This is a genomic window from Arthrobacter sp. NPDC056886, assembly GCF_042788715.1.
In the GTDB taxonomy this organism is placed as follows: domain Bacteria; phylum Actinomycetota; class Actinomycetes; order Actinomycetales; family Micrococcaceae; genus Arthrobacter.
Genome location: NZ_JBHUBT010000010.1, coordinates 173,317 through 194,427, shown reverse-complemented (window position 1 = coordinate 194,427; position 21,111 = coordinate 173,317). Strand labels below are relative to the sequence as shown.

Annotated in this window: 18 protein-coding genes and 1 pseudogene; 12 read left to right on the top strand and 7 right to left on the bottom strand. The window is 69.2% G+C overall.

Features of this window, described 5'->3' with window-relative positions; genetic code table 11:
* Positions 1-6: 6 nt before the first annotated feature.
* Positions 7-267: a YegP family protein gene (locus tag ACFRJ8_RS17960; RefSeq protein WP_377987555.1), complete on the bottom strand. Its 261-nt coding sequence runs from the start codon at positions 265-267 to the stop codon at positions 7-9.
* 142 nt (positions 268-409) lie between these two features.
* Entirely contained in the window at positions 410-2,170 is a 1,761-nt protein-coding gene (locus ACFRJ8_RS17955) for a bifunctional 3'-5' exonuclease/DNA polymerase (RefSeq protein ID WP_377987553.1), read from the bottom strand.
* Positions 2,171-2,305: 135 nt separating this feature from the next.
* Here ACFRJ8_RS17955 and ssd point away from each other — a divergent pair, with 135 nt between their 5' ends.
* The 7 genes from ssd to ACFRJ8_RS17920 all read left to right on the top strand — a co-directional run bounded on the left by ssd (position 2,306) and on the right by ACFRJ8_RS17920 (position 7,600).
* Positions 2,306-3,415 (top strand): septum site-determining protein Ssd, encoded by a 1,110-nt coding sequence (gene ssd, locus ACFRJ8_RS17950; protein ID WP_377987552.1) that lies wholly within the window; start codon positions 2,306-2,308, stop codon positions 3,413-3,415.
* The gene (locus tag ACFRJ8_RS17945; protein WP_377987550.1) at positions 3,412-4,749 is read left to right on the top strand and encodes a TadA family conjugal transfer-associated ATPase; all 1,338 of its coding nucleotides are present in this window, start codon (positions 3,412-3,414) and stop codon (positions 4,747-4,749) included. The genes ssd and ACFRJ8_RS17945 overlap by 4 nt, the downstream gene beginning before the upstream one ends.
* Positions 4,750-4,958: 209 nt before the next feature.
* Positions 4,959-5,642 carry a hypothetical protein gene (locus ACFRJ8_RS17940; protein ID WP_377987644.1) on the top strand — a complete coding sequence of 228 codons (684 nt, stop codon included), beginning with the start codon at positions 4,959-4,961 and terminating at the stop codon, positions 5,640-5,642.
* Between the two features lie 13 nt (positions 5,643-5,655).
* On the top strand, positions 5,656-6,285 hold the full coding sequence (locus tag ACFRJ8_RS17935; protein WP_377987548.1) for a type II secretion system F family protein: 630 nt from the start codon (positions 5,656-5,658) through the stop codon (positions 6,283-6,285).
* A gap of 141 nt (positions 6,286-6,426) precedes the next feature.
* Entirely contained in the window at positions 6,427-6,711 is a 285-nt protein-coding gene (locus ACFRJ8_RS17930; protein ID WP_377987546.1) for a DUF4244 domain-containing protein, read from the top strand.
* Positions 6,708-7,160 carry a TadE family type IV pilus minor pilin gene (locus ACFRJ8_RS17925; protein WP_377987545.1) on the top strand — a complete coding sequence of 151 codons (453 nt, stop codon included), beginning with the start codon at positions 6,708-6,710 and terminating at the stop codon, positions 7,158-7,160. The genes ACFRJ8_RS17930 and ACFRJ8_RS17925 overlap by 4 nt, the downstream gene beginning before the upstream one ends.
* Entirely contained in the window at positions 7,160-7,600 is a 441-nt protein-coding gene (locus ACFRJ8_RS17920) for an Rv3654c family TadE-like protein (protein ID WP_377987544.1), read from the top strand. Before ACFRJ8_RS17925 ends, ACFRJ8_RS17920 begins: the two co-directional genes overlap by 1 nt.
* Before the next feature lie 137 nt (positions 7,601-7,737).
* Here the strand turns inward: ACFRJ8_RS17920 and ACFRJ8_RS17915 are convergent, their stop codons facing one another.
* Both ACFRJ8_RS17915 and ACFRJ8_RS17910 read right to left on the bottom strand, forming a co-directional pair.
* Positions 7,738-10,164: a DEAD/DEAH box helicase gene (locus ACFRJ8_RS17915; RefSeq protein ID WP_377987542.1), complete on the bottom strand. Its 2,427-nt coding sequence runs from the start codon at positions 10,162-10,164 to the stop codon at positions 7,738-7,740.
* A gap of 151 nt (positions 10,165-10,315) precedes the next feature.
* The gene (locus ACFRJ8_RS17910; RefSeq protein ID WP_377987540.1) at positions 10,316-11,008 is read right to left on the bottom strand and encodes a GNAT family N-acetyltransferase; all 693 of its coding nucleotides are present in this window, start codon (positions 11,006-11,008) and stop codon (positions 10,316-10,318) included.
* 118 nt (positions 11,009-11,126) lie between these two features.
* Here ACFRJ8_RS17910 and ACFRJ8_RS17905 point away from each other — a divergent pair, with 118 nt between their 5' ends.
* A complete protein-coding gene (locus ACFRJ8_RS17905; protein WP_377987538.1) occupies positions 11,127-12,020 on the top strand; it encodes a rhodanese-related sulfurtransferase in 894 nt (297 codons plus the stop codon).
* Between the two features lie 35 nt (positions 12,021-12,055).
* On the opposite strand, the gene ACFRJ8_RS17900 is transcribed toward ACFRJ8_RS17905, so the two are convergent.
* Both ACFRJ8_RS17900 and ACFRJ8_RS17895 read right to left on the bottom strand, forming a co-directional pair.
* Positions 12,056-12,601 (bottom strand): DUF6023 family protein, encoded by a 546-nt coding sequence (locus tag ACFRJ8_RS17900; protein WP_377987537.1) that lies wholly within the window; start codon positions 12,599-12,601, stop codon positions 12,056-12,058.
* A 111-nt stretch (positions 12,602-12,712) separates the two neighbouring features.
* A complete protein-coding gene (locus ACFRJ8_RS17895) occupies positions 12,713-13,171 on the bottom strand; it encodes a hypothetical protein (protein ID WP_377987535.1) in 459 nt (152 codons plus the stop codon).
* A gap of 225 nt (positions 13,172-13,396) precedes the next feature.
* Here ACFRJ8_RS17895 and ACFRJ8_RS17890 point away from each other — a divergent pair, with 225 nt between their 5' ends.
* Together ACFRJ8_RS17890 and ACFRJ8_RS17885 are read left to right on the top strand one after the other, a co-directional pair.
* The gene (locus ACFRJ8_RS17890; RefSeq protein ID WP_377987534.1) at positions 13,397-14,203 is read left to right on the top strand and encodes a MerR family transcriptional regulator; all 807 of its coding nucleotides are present in this window, start codon (positions 13,397-13,399) and stop codon (positions 14,201-14,203) included.
* 44 nt (positions 14,204-14,247) lie between these two features.
* Positions 14,248-15,936, top strand: a complete 1,689-nt coding sequence (locus ACFRJ8_RS17885) for a methyltransferase (RefSeq protein WP_377987533.1) — start codon at positions 14,248-14,250, stop codon at positions 15,934-15,936.
* A gap of 99 nt (positions 15,937-16,035) precedes the next feature.
* On the opposite strand, the pseudogene ACFRJ8_RS17880 reads toward ACFRJ8_RS17885, so the two are convergent.
* Positions 16,036-17,178, bottom strand: a pseudogene (locus tag ACFRJ8_RS17880) (MFS transporter); the annotation flags it as partial.
* Between the two features lie 190 nt (positions 17,179-17,368).
* On the opposite strand from ACFRJ8_RS17880, the gene ACFRJ8_RS17875 reads away from it, so the two are divergent.
* Positions 17,369-18,073, top strand: coding sequence for an ArsR/SmtB family transcription factor (locus ACFRJ8_RS17875; protein ID WP_377987531.1), 705 nt, complete (start codon positions 17,369-17,371; stop codon positions 18,071-18,073).
* A gap of 194 nt (positions 18,074-18,267) precedes the next feature.
* A complete protein-coding gene (gene topA, locus ACFRJ8_RS17870; RefSeq protein WP_377987530.1) occupies positions 18,268-21,006 on the top strand; it encodes a type I DNA topoisomerase in 2,739 nt (912 codons plus the stop codon).
* Positions 21,007-21,111: the final 105 nt, after the last annotated feature.

Genomic DNA, 21,111 nt, shown 5'->3' with positions numbered 1-21,111 from the left:
GGTCCGCTAGCCGGTCGCCACGGCGCTGCCCGCCAGGGGAGCGCGCGCCCGGCCGCCCGACCGGCCGACGGCCGCCCTCCGATGCGCACTAGAACGATCCACAATCAGGCCGGTCGCGGCGTTCTCGCGCACCGCGTTGATGCCCGCGGCCGCGCTTTTGATGGAGCTGAAGAGCGGTGACACGGCCACTACCGTGCCATCCGCCGCCGTCAACCTAAAGAAATATGCCTTGTCGCCAGCCTGCGCGATCTCAAAAATGCCAGCCAAAGTGCTGCCTCCCCAATTCCTTGCGTCGTTGCAATAGCCGGCGGTTCGTACGGGAAATTCGCCGGCCTTTCCGAGGGTAGCCCGGTGACGGAGCCCACACAACGCTACCGACGGGTACGTTACAGGCGGTGACTTGGGTCACTCATTTGGCGTTGTCGTACGAGTCCACCACTGCCACGCTGACCGGAAATTCCACCGGAATCCGGCCGAACAACAGCTCCTTGGCGGCAGTCGCGGAGTCCTCGATCGCCTTGATGCAGTCCGCGACGGCACTGTCGGGGCAGTGCACCATTACTTCGTCGTGGAGGAAGAACACCAGTTCGCCGACGGCGGCGCCCTCCGATCGCATGGCGCGCAGCCGGCGTCGGAGTTCAGCGAGCCAGCACGCCGCCCAGTCAGCGGCCGAGCCCTGGACCACGAAGTTCCGGGTGAAGCGGCCGCGCGAGCGGGCGATCGAGTCCGCCCGGCGCTGTTCTTCCGCCGTGGTGGAGTGCTGGCTCTGCAGCCAGCGGTCCGACGGCGGCGGGCTGCTCCGGCCCAGCCGTGACGTGACGGTCCTGCCGGCTTCGCCGTCGCGGGCAGCCTGCTCGACGAAGCCCACGGCGCGGGGATACGTGCGGGCCAGCTGGGGCATCAGGCGCCCGGACTCGCCCGTCGTCGCCCCGTAGATGGCTCCGAGGAGGGCCACCTTGGCTTTTGCCCGGTCACCGCCGAAGCCCTGTGCGGCAATGCCTGCATAGAGGTCCTTGTCCCGGGCGGCCTCGGCCATTTTGGCGTCCTGCGCCAGCGCCACGAGCACACGCGGTTCCAGCTGCGAGGCGTCGGCAACGATCAGTTTGTGGCCCGGATCGGCGTGGACCGCGCCGCGGATCTGGCGCGGGATTTGCAGCGCCCCGCCGCCCCGGGACGCCCACCGGCCCGACACCACGCCGCCCACCACGTACTCAGGCTGGAACCGGCCGTCCTTCACCCAGGTATCAAGCCACGCCCAGCCATTGGCCGCGTGCAGACGGGCCAGCTTCTTGTATTCCAGCAGCGGCACGATCGCGGGGTGGCTGGATTCCTTCAGCTCCCATTGGCGGGTGCTCTTCACTTCGATGCCGTTGCGGTGCAGGGCGCGCATGAGCTCCTGCGGGGAGTCCGGGTTCAACGCCGGCGACTTCAGCAGCAGTCTCAGTTCGGCCGTGAGCGTTTCGAGTCGGGCCGGACGCTGGCCCGGCGCCGGGCGGGGTCCGAGGTGATCCGCGAGAATCTGCTCGTGCAGTTCCTCCCGCCACGGGACGCCGGTGTGCTGCATTTCGGCGGCGATCATGGCCCCGGCCGATTCCGCCGCGAGCAGCAGCTGCAGCCGTTGGCGCCGGCCGGCGTCGGTGATGATCGCGGTGCCGGAGTCCGTTGCTCCCTGGCTCAGCGCCGCCTGGCTCAGCGCCGCCTGGCTCAGCGCCGCCTGCTGCGCGGCGTACTCGGCGCGGAGAGCCTCAAGGGACTGGCCGGGACGCTGGCCGGGGGCCGGGGCATCGAACAGGGCCCCTTGTTCCGGCGGCGGGGCAGGGGGCTGCAGGCCCCGCGGTGGCTGGTGCAGCTCGTCGTCCTGCGTCAGCTTCTCCGCCGCCTGCGCATAGCCGGTGTGCGCGGTGAACTCCGAGTGGGCCAGGATCGAACCGCACAACGTGAGGTCGTAGCAGCGTTCGAGTTCCACCCCGGCGCCCAGCAGCGCCGGATACCAGTCCTGGGTCCGGTGCCAGATCCAGCGCGGGTGCCGCGCCTCAAGCCCGCGCACAACTCCGGCGAGGTCGCCTGCGCTGACAACCCGGGGATCCGGATTGGACGGTTCAGGGGCGCCGTCCGCCGTGAGTTGCTGCAGCGCCGCGCCGTCGGCGTGGGCAGCGAGCAGCAGGTACATAGGGTCAATTCTGCCCTGCTCCGGGGCGTGGTCCGTGCGCATTTCCTGGCCGCGGCGGCAGGAAGGCCGCGATGCTTGTCCACATAGCCCAGGACGGCGGTTACGCGTGGCTTGGCGCCCGGGCACAGTGGCAGCATGAACAGGCACCAGCAACGTGGTCCGGGCTCGCCGCCCCCGCCGGAGCAGGGGCCCTGGATCCCCGGGGATTCCGCGGAAATCCTGCTCGTCACCGGGGTCGAGGTGCTGCGCGGCGAAGTGGAACGCATCGTCGCCGCGGCCGGCGGGCAGTTGCGGACGGTGCAGGACGTTGCCGAGGCTGCGCCGTTCTGGGACGCCGCGGCGGCCGTGCTGGTGGGCAGCGATATCCGCGAGTTGCCGCCACGGCGGAGGGCTCCTGCGGTGCTGCTCGGCCTCAAGGGTGACGGGGACGGGCTGTGGCATCTGGCCGCCGCAGTCGGGGCTGAACGCGTCGCGGTGCTGCCGGATGCGGCCGCCTGGCTGGCGGAATACCTGAGCCGGTCCCGCGCGCCGGAAGCCGGCGGGCTCGTTCTGGGTTTCACCGGCGGCTGCGGCGGTGCCGGGGCCACGACGGCCGCCATCTGGATCGCTCAGGCCGCTGCCGGAACCGGGATCCGCGTGCTCCTGATCGACGGCGACCCCTGTGGCGGCGGTCTGGAACTGTCGTTGGCCGCCGAGGACGCCCCCGGACTCCGCTGGCCGGATCTGGCCGGGGTGAGCGGCAGCATCGACCCTGCCCAGCTGCACGATGCGTTGCCCGGCGCCGGCGGATTCGCCTTCCTGTCGTGGCCGGGAACCCGGGATCGTGCCGCCGTTGTGGACGCGATCACCGTGGCCGCGGTTCTCGATGCGGCCCGCCGCGGCTGCGAGTTGGTCGTGCTGGATATCGGCCGGGATCGGGGGGCTTTGCGGGCCTTCGCCGGCGAATGCGACCGGATCATCGTCGTCGCGCCCGCCCGGCTGCGGGCCGCCGTCGCCACGGCCTGGCTGCTGCAGGAGCTTCCGCTTGTGGACACCGCGCTCGTGGTCCGGGCCGGTCCCGGCGCCGCATTGGATGCGCCGCTGATTGCCGACTCCGTGGGGCTCGCCCTTCAGGGCATCATGCCAGACATCAAGGGTCTGGCCGGAGCAACGGAACTCGGCCGCCTTCTGGAAGCCGGCCGGCAGCGAGCCGTCCGCCGGTTCTCCGCCGGTGTCCTTGACCTGAACGGAGGACATGACTCATGAGTGCCCATGCGGCCGTGGAACCCGCCGAACCGGAACAGCCCACCCGGCGGGCGCCGGGCCGCCGGCGCTCGCAGGGATTCGTCGACCAGACGCTGCTGGATTCCGTGCGCGAGTCCGTCATGGCGGATGCCTCCCCGGTCACCCCGTCGCGGGTGGCGGCCGCGGTCCAGGCCAGCGGACGGCTGCTCGGAACGGCGGGCGCCCTGGCTGCGGTGGAGAGCATCAGCGCGGAACTGAACGGCCTGGGCCCCCTGCAGCCGCTCACCCGGGACCCCGCCGTGACGGACATCTTTGTCAACGGGCCGGACTCGGTCTGGCTGGACCGCGGCGGCGGTCTGGAAAAGGCTCCCGTCGTCTTTTCCGGGGAAACGCAGATCCGGGCCCTCGCCGCGAGGCTGGTGGCAGCCGGCGGGCGCCGCCTGGATGACGGCTCGCCGTGCGTCGACGTCCGGCTCGACGGCGGCTACCGGGTGCACGCGGTGCTGCCGCCCATTTCCACGGCCGGAACCCTCCTGAGCGTGCGCATCCGCCGGGCCACGGTCTTCACCATGCCCGAGCTCAGGCGCGACGGCATGTTCGGGACCGGGACTTCCGGGACCCTGGTCCAGTCGGTGCTCGAACGCATGGTGGCGTCCCGGCTGAGCTTCCTCATCAGCGGGGCCACCGGCTCGGGGAAAACGACGCTACTGGCTACGCTGCTGGGATTGTGCCACCCCGGGGAGAGACTCGTCCTGATTGAGGACGCCGCGGAACTGAATCCGGTCCATCCGCACGTCGTCTCGCTGGAATCCCGGCATGGAAACCTGGAAGGCGGCGGCGCCGTGGACCTCGGCGAGCTCGTCCGCCAGGCCCTGAGGATGCGGCCGGACCGGCTGGTGGTGGGCGAATGCCGCGGCCCGGAAGTCCGTGAGCTGCTCTCGGCCATGAACACTGGACACACCGGAGGCGGCGGGACCATCCACGCGAATGAGGCCGCGGCCGTGCCCGCGCGGCTTGCGGCCCTCGGCGCGCTCGCCGGCATGGGCCAGGACGCCGTACGGCTGCAGGTCGCCAGCGCGATCGACGCCGTCGTGCATGTCGAACGGACCGAAACCGGGCGCCAGGTCGCGAGCATTGGAATCATGGAGGCCGACGACTTTGGCCTGACAGTCACCGTCGCACTCGACGTCCAACAGGGGCAGCTCCGCTTCGGCCGGGCCTGGCCGCAGCTGGCGCACCGTCTCGGCCTGGATCCCGGGCTGGCCGGAGCGCCCTCCGAACTTCAGGAAGCGCGGCTGGCAGAGCGCCCGCCGGGATCCGGACACGAACCAGCGAGGGCATGGACGCTGCGATGACGGCCCTCCTGATCATCGCGTTGGTGCTGGCCGTGTGGCTGGCATTTCCCTCCCCGCGCGCGGCCGGACAGCGTACCCGCAGGGCATTGCAAGGCGCCGGCACGGGAAGTTCCGCGGCCGACGGGCAGCCGCGATCCCGCCCTCTTCGGGCTGTCCGGGGATTGGGTGGCTTGCACGGCAGGGGATCCGCAGGTGCCGGGCCCGTCCCAATGACGGTGGTGGTCCAACAGTTGGCCGCGCTGCTGAAGGGAGGGCGCACCCCCGCCCGGCTGTGGGACGAACTCTGGGTCCTGTACGGCGGGGACGCTTCGCAGGAACGGTCCGCGGGCCGGATGGCGGGTCACGGTCTCGGCCGCGACCAGGCCCGCGAAGGCTCCGGAACGGTCCTCGGCCCGGAGTCCCTCAGGATCCTGGCGGCCGCGCGTGCCGCCGCTCTGCGCGGGTCGTCCGTGGCCGAGGCCATCCGTCGCGAGGTCTCCGGCAGGTCTGCCAGCGAGGGCACCGTCGTCTTAGGCATGGGGGCGGTTGGCGTCCGGGCGGGCCGGGACGTGCATGTGTGGGGCGAGCTCGCCGCATGCTTTGACACAGCCGAGGCCAGCGGTTGCCCGCTGGCCGATGTCCTGGCGCGCCTTGCCGCCCACCTTGAGACGGAGGACGACGCCGAGGCCGCCCGGCAGACCGCCTTGGCGGGGCCGCGCGCGACCGTCCGTCTACTGACCTGGCTCCCGCTGTCCGGCCTGGCCCTCGGCCTGCTGCTGGGCGTGGATCCGGTGGCGACGTTGCTGGGGAACCCCTGGGGCCTCGGGGCGTTGGCCGCAGGTGCGGCGCTGACCGCCGTCGGCCGATTGTGGTCCTCACGGCTCGTCCGGGCCGCGGCGGAAGCCCCATCGTGACTCCGCGGCCGCCGTGAGGCCCGAACTGGCCGGATTCGTGGTGGCAACGAGCCTTGCCGGTGCAGCCGTCCTGGTCCTCGCACGCCCGGGCCGCGTCCGCCGGCGGCTCCGGCGCCAATTTCCGGCCCCGGCTGACCCGGCCGCCCCGGCTGACCAGGCCGCCCGAAGTCCGGCGTCCCGCGGTGCCGGACGGCACGGCCGGCACGGCTTCCCCGGCCTGCGCGATACCGCCATGATGCTGGAACTGATCGGCGCCATGCTGGATGCGGGCGCCGGGCTTGGCCGGTCCCTCGAACTCGTCGCCGCCCTCGTGCCTCCGGAAATCGGGCGGCAGCTTCGGCCGGTCGTATCAGCACTCGCCATCGGCGCCGACTGGGATACAGCATGGCGCAGTTCCGGTGCCCGGGCGCCCCAGCTCCTCGCCCTGCGCGATGCGCTTTGCTTCGCAGCGCTCACCGGCGCCCCCTCCTCAGCACTGCTCTATGCCCAGGCCGCCCGGCTTCGCCGAGAACGCAACAGGGCGGCCGAGCAGCGTGCGGCGGCGCTGGGCGTGAAGCTCGTTGTGCCGCTGGGCCTGTGCTCCCTGCCGGCGTTTGTGTGCCTCGGCGTCGTGCCCGTGCTCCTGGGGCTGCTCCCGGCCTGATGCCGGCAGTTCTCCTCCACAGCCCGCCACGGGGGGGCACGTTTTCCACTTGGCGGACCTCGGGGCTTACGGCGCAACAGCCCAGCCGGGAGAGTCGAACCAGCCGGCGATCCTGCCGGTGTCCCTTGGAAGGAAGAGCAGATGTCAATAAATCAGGACACTCCCGCTGCAAGTCGGAAGGACACAGGGGAGGGCGGCATTGCCGAGGTGTTCGAAATCTATCCCGGCGCCAGCTCGGTTGTCCCCGTTCAGCCGCACGGACGCAGGAGGCCGCCATCCGCGCAAGCTGGAATGGCCACCGCTGAATATGCCATAGCAACGCTGGCCGCCGTAGGGTTCGCCGGGGTCCTCGTGTTCATCATGCGCAGCGACGAGGTCCGCGGTTTCCTCCTGAACCTCATTCGGACAGCGCTCACGTTGCCATGAAGGCAGGCTGGCGCGGCTGGGACAGTGGCAGCCGAAGAGAGCCGCCGCCCACCGCGGAGTGTCGCGGGGCGATCACTGCAGAGTTCGCCGTCGCATTGCCCTCGGTCGTGTTCCTGCTCGCCCTGCTGCTGGCAGGTTCGGCGGCCGGAGTGACGCAACTGCGCGTCGAGGAAGCGGCCCGCGGCGGTGCCCGCGCACTGGCGAGGGGAGCCGGAGCCAGCGAAGTGGGAGAGGTTGTCCGCCGGCTCGCCGGCGACACGGCAACGGCCGAGGTGACGCTCGACGGCGAATGGCACAGGGTCACCGTCTCCGGCCGGGTCCCCGGGACGGTCGGTTCTCTCATTCCGTGGGTCCTGAGCGCCAGTGTGTGGGCGCGCGCTGAGGCCCCCGGCGCGGCACAACAGCCGCGGTTGAATAATGCCTCCCGCTCCCCGGGGCAGGGGACCTGATGTCGCCGACCCGTGCCTGGGCCCAGGGGCCGCGGCCCCGAAGTCCGGCTCCTGACCGTGCCCCGCACCGCTGCCGGCCGTCGGAGCGGGGCTCCGGGACCGTCTTGGCCCTAGGGCTCGGGCTCGTGGTCATCATGGCGGTGGCTTTGCTGCTGCTTCTGGCCCAATCGGCTGTCGCAGCGTCGAGGGCTGCGGCGGCTGCCGATCTCGCGGCGCTGGCTGCCGCTGATGCCGCGCGGGGAATCACGTCCGGCGAGCCCTGTGCGGTGGCCCGGGAGGTCGCGCTGAAGAACGACGCCGCGATGGTTGCCTGTTCTGAGGGCCCGGACGCCACAGTGCAGGTCCGCACCGAGCTCGGCGCCGGACCGTTCCTCGGGGCGGCCACAGGGCTGGCCCGGGCGGGACCGCCCCCTGCGCCCGGGGGCCGGTCCCCGCCGTGAACGACGCCGACTTCCCTGCGGAGGACCAGGCGCGGAGGCCCGGAAGCCGCGAATCTGGCCGCGGCTGGCCGCTCCGACGTCCCGCGGCTGGCGCCGACGTCCGGCTGTGCGCCACCGAAATGCCGCTGAGACGCGGTTCAGGCTCGGAGCGGCTGGGCGGGCTTCTCTCCCGTTGTCAGTGCCGCGGCCTCCGGTGTGCCGGAGTTGCCGCTCTCCATCAGTTCGCTGGCTTCTTTGAGCAGCACGTCGATCAGTGTGACGGCAGCGTCCTTGTCGAGCGGGTTGTTCTTGTTGCCGCACTTGGGTGACTGGACGCAGGAAGGGCAGCCGGACTCGCATTCGCAGGCCTTGATGGCGTCGCGCGTGGCGGTCAGCCACAACCTGGCCTTGTCGTAGCCGCGTTCGGCGAAGCCGGCCCCGCCGGGATGGCCGTCGTAGACAAAGATGGTGGGCACTCCAGTGTCGGCGTGGATGGCCGTGGACACTCCGCCGATGTCCCAACGGTCGCTGGAAGCCACGAGCGGCAGGAGGCCAATGGCCGCGTGTTCGGCAGCGTGCAGGGCTCCGGGGAACTGTGCCTCGATCAGCCCGGCTCCGGTCAGCGAACGGTTGTCCACGACAAACCAGACCGCCTTGGTAAATAGGTCCCTGGAGCCCAGTTCCAGGGGTTCCTCGCCGAGGATCTCGTTCGATATCAGCGCCTTGCGCTGGAAGGAGACCACCTGGGTTGTCACTTTCACGTCACCGAAATGCACGGCCACATCGCCCCACTGGGTGGTGCGTTCCGTTTCGAGGACCTCGATCTGGGTCACGTCCCGGGCGGTGGTGTAGTAGTCGGGGTTCGCCCGGCGCACCATCACACAGTGATCGTCCTCGTTCAGGTCCTCCACCACATAGCTGTCGCCCTGGTGGACATAGATGGCGCCGGTGTGGGCCTGGTAATGGGTCTGGGGCGAATCCATGGTGCCGAGCAGGGAGCCGGTCTCCGCATCCACGATGCTCACCGGACCTCCGCCGTCGGCCCGGAGGTTCACCATGGCCGCGGCGCTCTGCGGATGGGTCCAAAACCATCCGGCCGGCCGTTTGCGCAGATAGCCCTGCAGAACCAGCCGGTCCAGCAGCTTCTCCGACGTGGCTCCGAAGAGCTCCAGTTCGGCGAACCCGAGGGGAAGTTCCGCAGCGGCGGCGCACAGGTGCGGGCCCAGGACATAGGGATTGGAGGGATCGAAGACAGTGGCCTCCACCGAGACGTCGAAAATCGCCTCGGGGTGGTTCACCAAGTACGTGTCCAGCGGGTCATCGCTGGCCACGAATGCCGCGATCGCGTCCTGGCCGGCGCGGCCCGCCCGGCCGATCTGTTGGAACAACGACGCCCGCGTGCCCGGCCAGCCGGCGACCAGCACGGCGTCGAGACCGGAAATGTCGATGCCCAGTTCCAGCGCGGACGTGCTCGAGACGCCCAGCAGTTCACCCGAGCGCAGCGCCTTTTCCAGGGCACGTCGCTCCTCCGGCAGGTAGCCCGAGCGGTAGGCGGCCACACGCTGCGGCAGGCTGGGGTCCACCTCGTCGAGGAGGCGCTTGGCGATGGAGGAAATCGTCTCTGCCCCCCGCCTGGACTTGATAAACGCAATGGTCCGGGTGCGGGAGGACACCAGGTTGGCCAGCAGGTCGGCGGTCTCGGCGACGGCGGTCCGGCGCTCCTTGGCACCGTTTTCGCCCCGGAGCTCCGTCAGCGCCGGCTCCCAAAAAGCCACGGTGGTGGACCCGTGGGGCGAGCTGTCCTCGGACACGGCACGCACGGGCGCGCCGATCAGCCGGCCGAAGGACTGCTCGGGGTCAGAGGCCGTGGCGGACGCGGCGATGAACACAGGTCCGGGATGGGAGCCGCCAGGGCTGTAGTAGGCACAGATCCGGCGCAGCCGGCGCATGAGGTTTGCCACGTGGGAGCCGAAGACCCCGCGGTAGCTGTGGGCCTCATCCACGATCACATAGCGGAGGCGCCGGAAGAACCTGGCCCACCACGCATGGTTCGGGAGGATGCCGAAGTGCAGCATGTCAGGGTTGGCGAGTATAAAGTTCGCGTGGTCCCGGATCCAGCGCCGGGAAGCGGGATCGGTGTCGCCGTCATAGGTTTCGGCCCGGACGGTGGGGAGCTTCAAGGCCCGGATCGCGGCCAGCTGGTCGGCGGCCAGTGCCTTCGTGGGGGACAGATAGAGGGTCACGGCGCCGTCGTCGTGGATCTTCCCGGGATCCGACAGGACCCTGAGCTCGGAACGGTGGATCGCGTCCAGGGCCGGCAGCTGATACGCCAGCGACTTCCCGGACGCCGTGCCGGTGGCAATGACCACATGCTCTCCGGCGTGGGCCAGTTCGGCGGCCTGGACCTGGTGGAGGTAGGGCTCGTGGATCCCCAGCGAACCGTAGGCTTCTACAACATCCGAATGGGACCACTCCGGCCACGGCGCATTGACGGCCTCGCGGGCCGGGATCGTTCGCACATGGCGCAGCTGTTCCGGGTCCGGGCCTCGGCCCAGCAACGGAATCAGGGACTCATGCGGGTTCACTCACATATTCTTTCATCCGGCCTCAAATCGCCCGCCCGGCAGGCACCGCGGCGCCAGCGCGGCGAACGGCCAAAGGCTGTCGCGCAGGGCCGCCAAGAGGTCGGCAGGTTGCCCGCGCCCGTTCCCGGGCGGGGTCACCGCGCGCAGCGCCTCAACCGACGGACAGGTCCGCCCCTTCGTCCGACGTCGACAGCATCAGTACGTGGGACACCATGCGCCAGCCGAGGTGCGAATACAGTTTTTGCCCGTCCAGCGAGGCGAGAAGCAACCCGGAATCCACGTCGTGCTCGAATGCCTGGGCCGCCAGGGCCTTCATGATGAAGCTGCCCAGCCCCCGCCGCTGGTAGGTCGGCGAGGTCACGATCTTGTCGAAGATGGCGGTGTGCCCCACCACGAACACGCGTCCGCTCGCGGCGACCTCATCGCGGGCGTGGACCACCGCGTGGTGGACGCCGTCCGTCCGGGATGTCTCCAGCTTGAGGTCGTCGTCGGAAAGCCACGGGTCCTCCGAGTCCTGGGTCTCCATGTCCACAATCATCATGGTCTGGGAAGCCGAGGTGACATGGAGGCCGTGCCGCGGTCCCAGGACTGAATACCTGGCAACGTCGTTGGTGAGAACCGTGAGGACTCTGGCCGGCGCCTCGGCCGTCTTCGCCGCCAGCTCAGCGAACTCTGAATCGGAGGGATCGTAGGCGAAGTATTCCCATTCATGGGTGGTGTCCGCGCGAAAAGCCGCAGGGAACCGCCCCTCCCTGCGTGTCTCATATCCGCGACAACCGGCCCATCCGGCAACCCAGACATCCAGCAGGTGCGTGGTGTCTTCAACCATGGCGTCAAGACTCATGTGATGAGCGTATTCCAGCAGTGCCACAAGCAACAGTGGCCGGATCGGGGAAGGCCGCTTGCGTACCCAATTGTGACTGTTGCCCCGGCCCACTTTCCCAGCAAGTACCCTTAAATACGTGGCTTTGAACAGGATTGTGCTCTTTTACGGCTTTACCCCCCTCACTGACCCGGACGCCGTCCGGCTCTGGCAGCGAGCCCTGTGCGAAAAACTCGGCCTAACGGGCCGCATCATCCTCTCCAAGGATGGCATCAACGCCACGGTCGGCGGGGAACTGAACGCCGTGAAGCAATACGTCAAGGCCACCCGGGAGTACAAGGGATTCCACGACATCGACGTGAAGTGGTCCGACGGCGGCGCGGCAGACTTCCCACGGCTCAGCGTGAAGGTGCGGGACGAAATCGTGTCCTTCGGCGCCCCGGGCGAGCTTAAAGTCGACGCCGGCGGAGTGGTGGGCGGCGGAACCCATCTCAAACCCGAGGAGCTCCACGAACTCATTGAAGCCAAAAAGCAGCAGGGCGACGAGGTCGTGTTCTTCGACGGCCGCAACGGCTTCGAGGCCCAGATCGGGAAGTTCAAAGATGCTGTGGTCCCCGACGTTGCCACGACCCATGACTTCATTAAGGAACTTGACTCGGGCAAGTACGACGCTCTCAAGGACAAGCCGGTTGTCACCTACTGCACCGGAGGCATCCGCTGCGAGGTGCTTTCGAGCCTGATGGTGAACCGCGGGTTCAAGGAGGTCTACCAGCTCGACGGCGGCATTGTCCGCTATGGCGAGGCCTTCAAGGACCAAGGCCTGTGGGAGGGCTCCCTGTACGTGTTCGACAAGCGCATGCACCTCGAGTTCAGCGGTGACGCCAAGACCATCGGCGAATGCGTCCGCTGCGCGGCGCCCACGAGCAAGTTCGAAAACTGCTCGAATCCGAACTGCCGGACGCTCACGCTCTACTGCGCCGAGTGCGCCGCGAGCCCCGATACCCTGCGGTGCCCCGAGGGATGCGCCGCCTAAGACGCGCTCCGGACTTCCTGGTCGGCCGGAAAACCTTAGATGCGGCTCACCCGGTACGCATAGTTCGCCGGCCCGTTCGCATCCACCTTGATCGTGAGCACCGCATTTGCGGCCAGCTGCACCACGTTCACCCTGGACGTCCCGCACCGCAGATTCAGGTCCACGAGTTCGCTCTCACCGTTCTCGATGGAAAAGGAGACCCGGCGGGCGCTCCGGCAAGCCAGGGTCACGGCGTAGGTACCCTTGGGCAGCACAGTCGTGGTCTCTTCCCTCTCCTCGTCGGCCTCCAGCGTCCCAAACCCCGTATGGAAAACCTGCCCCGCGGCGTCGGGCAGTACCTCGTGGACCCAGGCGTCCAGCTCCTTGCCGGACACCGGCTCGGTGAGGTGGGGGTCCCGGGGCAGAGCGGCGTCAGTGGTCGGCGCTGCGGCAGCGGAGGTCGATTCATCGTCCCAGCGGTCGGCGGAGTATTCATACTCGCAGCCGGACAGGACCGTCCCGAGAAATAGCGCAACTGAGAGCACCACGGCGGCGGCCGGGGTGCGCTGTCGCGGCGCCCTGCTCGCCGGCACAGTTGGCATACCCTGAGATTAGGGTTGCCCGGGATCAAGCGCCAGAGGCGAAAGGACCGGATCGGACAGGCCCGTCAGAGGGCACCGGGCCGGACCGCGGTGGCCGGTTGCCGGCAGGTCTTACTCCGACGCTGCCAGGTGGTAGGCGTAGAGGAGCGGGGCATCCACACTGGACGTGCTGAGCGTGACGTCGCCCGCGACAGGCACCTTGATGCGGGCGGTTTCGCGGCTGCCGTTGCAGGCGGCTCCCGCTTCGGCCAGTTGGCTGCCGTCCAGGCTGACGGCGAAGAACGCCTTGCCGCCGCCTTCGCAAGTCATGGTCAGGGTGTAGCTGCCGGCGGGCACGCCGGACGCGGTCCGGACGATCGGATCCCGGTTCAGGATCTTACCGGCATCCTCCAGCACCGTCCCGGGGGCCGAGGGCAGGGCGGTTGCCTTCCACGCCGGGACGTCGGCGTTCTCAATCGAACCGGCCGGGGAACAGGCCGTTGCGGCCAGTACGACGACGGCGGCGGCCGCGCCTGTGAGCGCTCGCCGGACCAGCCGGGCGGCCGGTGCGTGGAAGGAAGGGAAAACCATGCCTCAAACTTACCGTCTCGCCGGGTCCCATCCGGCCGCATGGATCGTCCCGGTGCCCCCACCCGCGGACCCTTGACTTTGACGCTGCGTCAAAGTTTAGAGTCGAAGGACGGGCGGGCAGCGGCCAGCCGGTAAGGGAGCAGCACACCCCGAAGGCAGCGGGAACGGGCCGCCCTAGGGAACAGGCCCTAGGGAACAGGCCCGAAGGTACAGAAAGGGGGAGGCATGGACTGGTCCGTTCAGCAGATCGCGAAACTGGCCGGCACCACCGGCCGGACGTTGCGTCACTACGACGACATCGGCCTGCTCAAGCCCAGCCGCACCGGCAACAACGGTTACCGGTACTACGGCCAAGAGTCGCTGGTCCGTCTGCAGCGGATCCTGCTCCTGCGCGATCTGGGGCTCGGGCTGCCGGCGATCGCGGAGGTGCTCGGCAACGAGGCGGACGCGGAGTATGCATTGGGTCGGCACTTGGCGTGGCTGCTGCAGGAAGAGGACAGGCTGGGCCGGCAGATTGCTTCGGTCCGGCACACCATCGAGGCATTGCAAACGGGAGGAAAGATCATGGCGGAGGAAATGTTCGACGGCTTCGACCACACCAAGTACCAGGAGGAAGTCCAGCAGCGGTGGGGCAAGGATGCCTACGCGAAGTCGGACACCTGGTGGCGCGGCATGGGGGCGGAGGAGAAGGCTGCCCGGACGGAGCAGTCCCGGCAGCTCGGCGCCGACTGGACGGCCGCTGCGGAGTCGGGGGTTCCGGCGGGCAGCGCGGTGGCGCAGGACCTGGCCCGGCGCCACGTCGAATGGCTCCGGGGTATCCCCGGCACCCCGGCGGCGTCACCCGCCGCAGGCGGCCCCGCGGCCGGCCCCGCGGCCGGCAACAACGACGCAGGTCCGGACATCAAGGCGTACGTGACGGGACTCGGGGAGATGTATGTGGCCGACCCCCGTTTCGCCGCGAACTACGGCGGTCCCGACGGCGCGGCCTTCGTCCGGGACGCCCTGAAAATCTACGCTGAGACCGAGCTCTAGCCAGGACCAAGCCCGCGACCGGACCCCGGGACTAAACTTGTCCGGTGACTTCCTCAGCGCAGGGCCCCGCCGCACCAGCTCCCCCAACCCAGTTCACAGCAGGCGACACTCCGGACGCTCCGCGGAGCGACCTTCCCGGCCTCCTCGAGGCCCTGGCCGCGGACCTGCGTGCCGTTGGCTACACCGTGGACGGGGTTGCGGAGCTGCTCGGCGAGGCCGCGCACTCCGCCCTCGGCCGGGACCAGCTCATCCCCGCCCTGATCGTCACCGGGCGCTCCCTCGCGGAGCCGGCGACGGCGGCGCTCGCCGGCGTCGTGCGTCTCTGGCTCCTCTCCGAGCCGCAGCGCGCGCAGACCCTCGACGCCGCCCTCCCCGGCATCCGCACGGCCGGGCTCCTGGAACTCGGGCTCGTGGAGCCGTCGGACCAGGACCAGGACCAGGACCAGGAGCAGGACCTGGTCCAGGCCAAGGTGGACCTGAGGCCCTACGGCTGGGACCCGACCGTGGGCGATGACGGGGTCGGTGAGGGCGGAGCGGACCTCTGGGTGGCCAGCGACCTCGCGGCGCACCAGCGCGCGGGCGTCCTCCGCCACGACCACGTCCTGGGGATCGGGCAGGCCTCCACCACCCTGGTCCAGGTCACCGCCCGCCGCCACGTTGCCAGGGCGCTGGATCTCGGCACCGGCTGCGGCATCCAGACCTTTCACCTGCTGCACCATGCCGAGCACGTGACCGCCACGGACATTTCGGCACGCGCACTGGCCTTCACCCGGTTCAACCTTCTGCTCAACGCCGACGAGCTGCACCTTGACCCCGCCGACCTCGACGCCCGCGTCAGCCTCAGGCTCGGGTCCCTGCTGGAGCCGGTCGCGGGGGAGGAGTTCGAGCTGGTGGTGTCCAATCCGCCGTTCGTCATTACGCCCCGCAGCCTCGGCGAGACCACCACGGACCAGTTCACCTATCGCGACGGCGGCCTGCCGGGGGACCAGATCGTCTCTTCGCTGGTCCGCGCGCTGCCCTCAGTCCTTGCCCCGGGCGGAACGGCCCAGCTCTTGGGCAACTGGGAGATCACGGCGGGTGCCGGCTGGGCCGAACGGCCGCAGAGCTGGGCCAGTCCGGCCGCCGACGCCTGGTTCATCCAGCGCGAGCAGGTGGGCCCGGAGCAGTATGCCGAGACCTGGCTGCAAGACGCCTCGGAAAACCGCGACCGCCGGCTTTACCAGGACTCGTACGCGGCCTACCTCGACGACTTCGCCTCCCGCAAGGTGGCGGGAATCGGCTTTGGCATGATCTGGCTGCGGCGGCCCGCCGACGGCGCCGGGCGGGTGCTTTCCCGCTTCGAGGAGATCACCTACCCGATCGAACAGCCGGTGGGACCACACCTGGGCGCCGCCGTCGAGCGTGCCGACTGGCTGGCCGCCCATGATCTGGCCGCCGCCCACCTGCTGGTCGCGGACGACGTCACCGAAGAGCGGCACCAGCGCCCGGGGGCGGAGCACCCCGGCGTTATCCTGCTGCGGCAGGGTGCCGGGCTGCGCCGCACCAACCTGCTCAGTACCGAGCTGGCCGGGTTCGTCTCAGCGTGCGACGGCGACCTGTCCGCCGGGCAGATCATCGGCGCCCTCGAGGCCCTGCTGGGCGGCTACGAGGGGTTTGACAGTGCCGAATTCCGGACTGGGCTCCTCGAGGAAGTGGGAAACCTGGTGCGCGACGGCTTCCTGCTGCCCGCCTGAAACGTCGCCCGCCACCCCAGGCCCGGCGACTGTCATTGCCGCCGCAGCCGCCGGGCTGACGCCGGCGTCCGCCGCCGGGCTGACGCCTATGTCTTCCCGCCCGAACCGCGGCAGGACGTACGCGGTGAGGGCCAGGGCCACCAGGGCGCCGACGGCTCCGGTGAGCACGAAGCTGAAACGCACCGGGACCACTGCCCCCAGGAACCCGCCCAGGGCCAGCGCCCCGATGGAGACGGCGCGTGTCATCCCGCCAACGATCGCCATCGCCTGGCCGCGCCCGCTTTCCGGAATCCGCAGGATGGCGATGGCTCCGAAACAGGCGTTCAGGACGCCGCAGGCCGTGCCCGTCGCCGTGTAAGCCACAAAGAGCAGTTCCACGTTGGGGACCAGCCCCGTGAGGACGAGGAACGCCGAGGCTCCGGTCATGGAGGCCAGCAGCACGCGCAGCCGTACCGCCGGCGTCTTGATGCTGCCGGCCATCGCCGCCCCGGCCGCCATGCCGAGGCCGAAGGCTGCGGCCAGCAGCCCGTACTGCGTCTCGGTGGCGCCAAGTTCGCCGCGCGCTAGGAACACCTCGAGCACGTTGGTGGCCTCGCCGACGACGATGAAGAACATCGCCCCGAGAACCAAGGCCCAGACCAGGCTGTCCCGGCGGATCAGGCGCAGTCCGTCGAGCAGCGCCGGCTTCGCCCGGCCGGCCCGTTCGGCCGCTGTGCCGCGGCGGGTCCGGATCAGCAGGGCGCCCAGCCCCATGGCGACGTAGCAGCCGCTGGCCACGGCGAAGACCAGTCCGGTCCCGCCCCAGCCGCTGAGCAGGCCGCCCGCGGCGGGACCGGCCATGCCCGCAATCATGACGGTCGCCTGCATGGTGCCCATGGCCCGCGGGGTGCGGTCCTCGCCGACGATCCGCGGCAGCAGGGCCTGCCAGGTGGGTCCGGCCACCGCCTGGGCCGCGTCGAGCACGAATGTCATGGCAAAGAGCACGGGCAGATAGTTCTCCAGGTACTGCATGCCTAGCCCCATGCCGGCGACGGCGGCGGCGCTGACCGCGGAGCTCGCCGTCGCCAGCGTGCGGGAGTCCATGGTGTCGGCCAGCCGGCCTGCCCACGGAGCCAGCAGCACCAGGGGCAGCGCCGAGCACAGAAGGTACGCGGCCACCAGCCAGGGCCCGGCGACAGGCGTTTCGCCGGCGACGGCAGCGTTTTGCAGGTGCAGCATGACGCTGACGACGACGGCGCCCATCCCTGCCGTCGCCACGAACCGGGCGGTGCCGGCGATCAGGAAGTCGCGGTTGCGCCACAGGGGCTGCGCCGGTGCTGCGGGAGTGGACGCGTTATGAAGTGTTTGTTTCATAAATAGGAAAGTAGCCCGGGCCCGGAAGAGATGTCAAGCATTTCTTTCATAGTTTGGAGAGGCTGGATACACTGGAGGAGTGAACGCAGAAACCCCGACGGCGGAGTCCACGGCTCCGCCAGCCACCAAGCGCCGGCATCGCCCGGAAAAGCAAGTGGAAATCACTGACCCGAAGGCGATCCGTGCCCTCGCCCACGCCGCCCGGCTGGAGGTCATTTCCGAACTGTATTCCACCCAGGTGAGCCGGACGGCCACCGAGCTTGCCGCGCAGACCGGCCTGACTCCCAGTGCCATGAGCTACCACCTGCGGGCACTACAGAAGTGGGGCATCGTGGTTCCCGCAGAAACCGCCGGGGACGCCCGGGAGCGGCGCTGGAAGGCCGCCGGCACCGATTTCACCATCCACTCGCTGGGGGGAGTGGCCAGCCCGGAACTCGCCGTCCTGGACCTCGAGCTCGACGCCTACCGCCGCCGGGTCCTTGCGTACGCCAAAGCCCGCAACGCCCGGCGCGAGAACGGCGACACCGCCGACGGCCCGTCCTCCGTGGTGCTGGCCAGCAACCTCCTGTACCTGACACCGGACCAGCGGTCCGAACTGAACCGGCGGGTCTTTGACCTCCTGCGGGACTACGAACTCGAGGATCCGGACCACGTGCCCGACGGCGCCGAACGCATGGCCACGATGTGGTCGATGATTCCGGACGACCGCGGACCGGCCGCCGCCAAGCCGGCCCCCGGTAAAGCCGCCACCGGCAAGGACAGAGCCCGCCCCGGCAAGGACTGAAAACCGTCGCCGGCACCGCAGGACGTTGCCTCCTGCGCGCCCTGAAAGGCCGCCGGACACGCGGTCTGATCGCAGCCGGAACCCACCTCCGTGGGGCCGTCATTTCCGGCCGGATGCGCGGGATTCTGCAAAATATGGTGAACTAGGCGGGTATGGGCGCATCTGCCCGAGCCACCTTTTTCTGTAGGAGCACCGTGCCAAGCAAGGCCAAAACCGGCAAGAAACTCGTGATCGTGGAGTCTCCCGCCAAGAGCAAAACCATCGCCAAGTACCTCGGCGAAGGCTTCATCGTGGAGGCCTCCATCGGTCACATCCGCGACCTTCCGCAGCCCTCGGAGCTCCCCGCGGAACTGAAGAAGACGCCGCTGGGCAAGTTCGCCGTCGACATTGACAACGACTTCAAGCCCTACTACGTGGTGTCCTCGGACAAGAAGAAAAAGGTCGCCGAGCTCAAGGCCCAGCTCAAAGACGCCGACGCTCTCTATCTCGCAACCGATGGGGACCGCGAAGGCGAGGCCATCGCGTGGCACCTGCTCGAAGTGCTCAAGCCCAAGGTGCCGGTCTACCGGATGACCTTCGGCGAGATCACCAAGGAAGCCATCCACCGCGCCATGGACAACCTGCGCGATGTCGACCAGGACCTGGTGGACGCCCAGGAAACCCGGCGCGTCCTGGACCGTCTCTACGGCTATGAGATCTCGCCCGTGCTCTGGCGCAAGGTGGCACGGGGCCTCTCCGCCGGCCGCGTGCAGTCCGTTGTCACCCGCATGGTGGTGGACCGCGAACGCGAGCGGATGGCCTTCAGGGCCGCCTCCTACTGGGACCTCACCGGCCAGTTCGGCGCCGATTCCGGCTCCTTCAAAGCCAAACTCGCGGCCGTCGACGGCGCCAAGGTCGCCAGCGGCCGGGACTTCAACGACAACGGCGAGCTCACCTCGCGCAACGCAGTCCACCTCAACGAAGAACTCGCCGCCTCGCTCGCCGTGGGGCTGCAGGACGCCGAATTCCGGGTCCGCTCCGTCGACACCAAGCCGTACACCCGCCGCCCGGCAGCGCCGTTCACCACGTCCACTCTCCAGCAGGAGGCCGGCCGCAAGCTGCGCTTCTCCTCGAAGAGCACGATGCAGGTGGCCCAGCGCCTCTACGAAAACGGCTACATCACCTATATGCGTACGGACTCGTCCGCGCTGAGCAACGAGGCCATCACGGCCGCCCGGCGCCAGGCCTCCGAGCTGTACGGCCCCGAGTACGTGCCGCAGTCGCCGCGGGTCTACAGCGGCAAGGCAGCGAACGCGCAGGAAGCCCACGAGGCCATCCGTCCCGCCGGCGACTCCTTCCGCACGCCGGCCCAGGTGGCCAAGCAGCTCTCCGGCGACGAATTCCGGCTCTACGAGCTCATCTGGAAGCGCACGGTCGCCTCGCAGATGGCTGACGCCAAGGGCTCCACTGCCACGATCCGCCTCGGCGCCGTGACTGTTGGTAACCCGGCCGATCGGCGCGACGCCGAATTCTCGGCGTCGGGCACCGTCATCACCTTCCCCGGCTTCCTCGCCGCCTACGAAGAAGGCAAGGACGAAAGCCGCGCCGACGAGGAGTCCGAGGAAGCCCGCCGGCTGCCGAATGTGGCCAAGGACGACGCGCTCACCGCCACCGACATTGTCGCCGTCGGGCACGAGACCTCGCCGCCGCCGCGCTACACGGAAGCCTCGCTGACAGCGGAGCTGGAAAAGAAGGGCATCGGCCGCCCGTCGACCTACGCCTCCACCATCTCCACCATCCAGGACCGCGGCTACGTCCGGAAGCAGGGCTCCGCGCTGGTCCCGAGCTGGATCGCGTTCTCCGTGATTCGGCTCCTTGAGCAGCATTTCCACGACTACGTGGACTATGAGTTCACCGCCGACATGGAAGCCGACCTGGACAAGATCGCCAACGGGCAGGCGGCTGGACCGGCCTGGCTCAAGCACTTCTACTTCGGTGAAGACTCCGAGCCCGGCCTGTTGAGCATCGTGAACAACCTCGGCGAGATCGATGCCCGCGAGATCAACTCCATCCCCATCACGGACGCGATCACTCTCCGGGTCGGCAAATTCGGCCCGTACCTGGAAAGCTCCACCGCCACCGTGGATCCCGAGACCGGCGAAGTGGTTGAAGCGGCCCGCGCCAACGTCCCGGAGGACCTGGCCCCGGACGAGCTCACGGCCGCCAAAGCCGTTGAACTCATGGAGACCGCTGCCCCGGAGGAGCGCGTCCTCGGCGCGGACCCGCACACCGGGCACACCATCGTGGCTAAGAACGGCCGCTACGGCGCCTACGTCACAGAGGTCATCCCGGAGATGACCGAGGAACAGCTGGCCAACCAGCCCGTTGAGTACTACAAGAACGGCAAACCTAAGCCGGCGAAGAAACCCGTCAAGGCCAAGCCCCGCACCGGATCCCTGTTCGCGTCCATGAGCGTGGACACCATCACGCTGGATGAGGCCCTGCAGCTCATGAGCCTGCCCCGCGTGCTCGGCCAGGACGCCGACGGCAACCCGATCACGGTGCAGAACGGCCGGTTCGGCCCGTACCTGAAGAAGGGCACGGACTCCCGCTCGATCGGCTCCGAAGAGGAGATCTTCACGATCACGCTCGAGGCGGCGCTGGAGATCTACTCGCAGCCCAAGCAGCGCGGCGCCCGTGCCGCGGTGCCGCCACTGGCCGAATTCGGTCCGGACCCGGTCTCGGAGAAGAACATTGTGGTGAAGGAAGGCCGGTTCGGCCCGTACATCACCGACGGCATCACCAACATCACCGTCCCGCGCAGCACCGCGGTCGAGGAGCTGACCCGGGAACAGGCGGTCGAACTCCTCGCCGAAAAGCGGGCCAAGGGACCAGTCAAGCGCACGACGACGGCCCGCAAGGCACCCGCCCGGAAGACCTCCGTCAAGAAGTAGGCCCGCCTACCGAATTCGCCGGAAACGCGCGGATTCGCCGGAAATTACCGGCGGATTCGCAGGTTTCCGGCGATTTCGCGTTTGCGGACCGGCCGTGGACGTGAT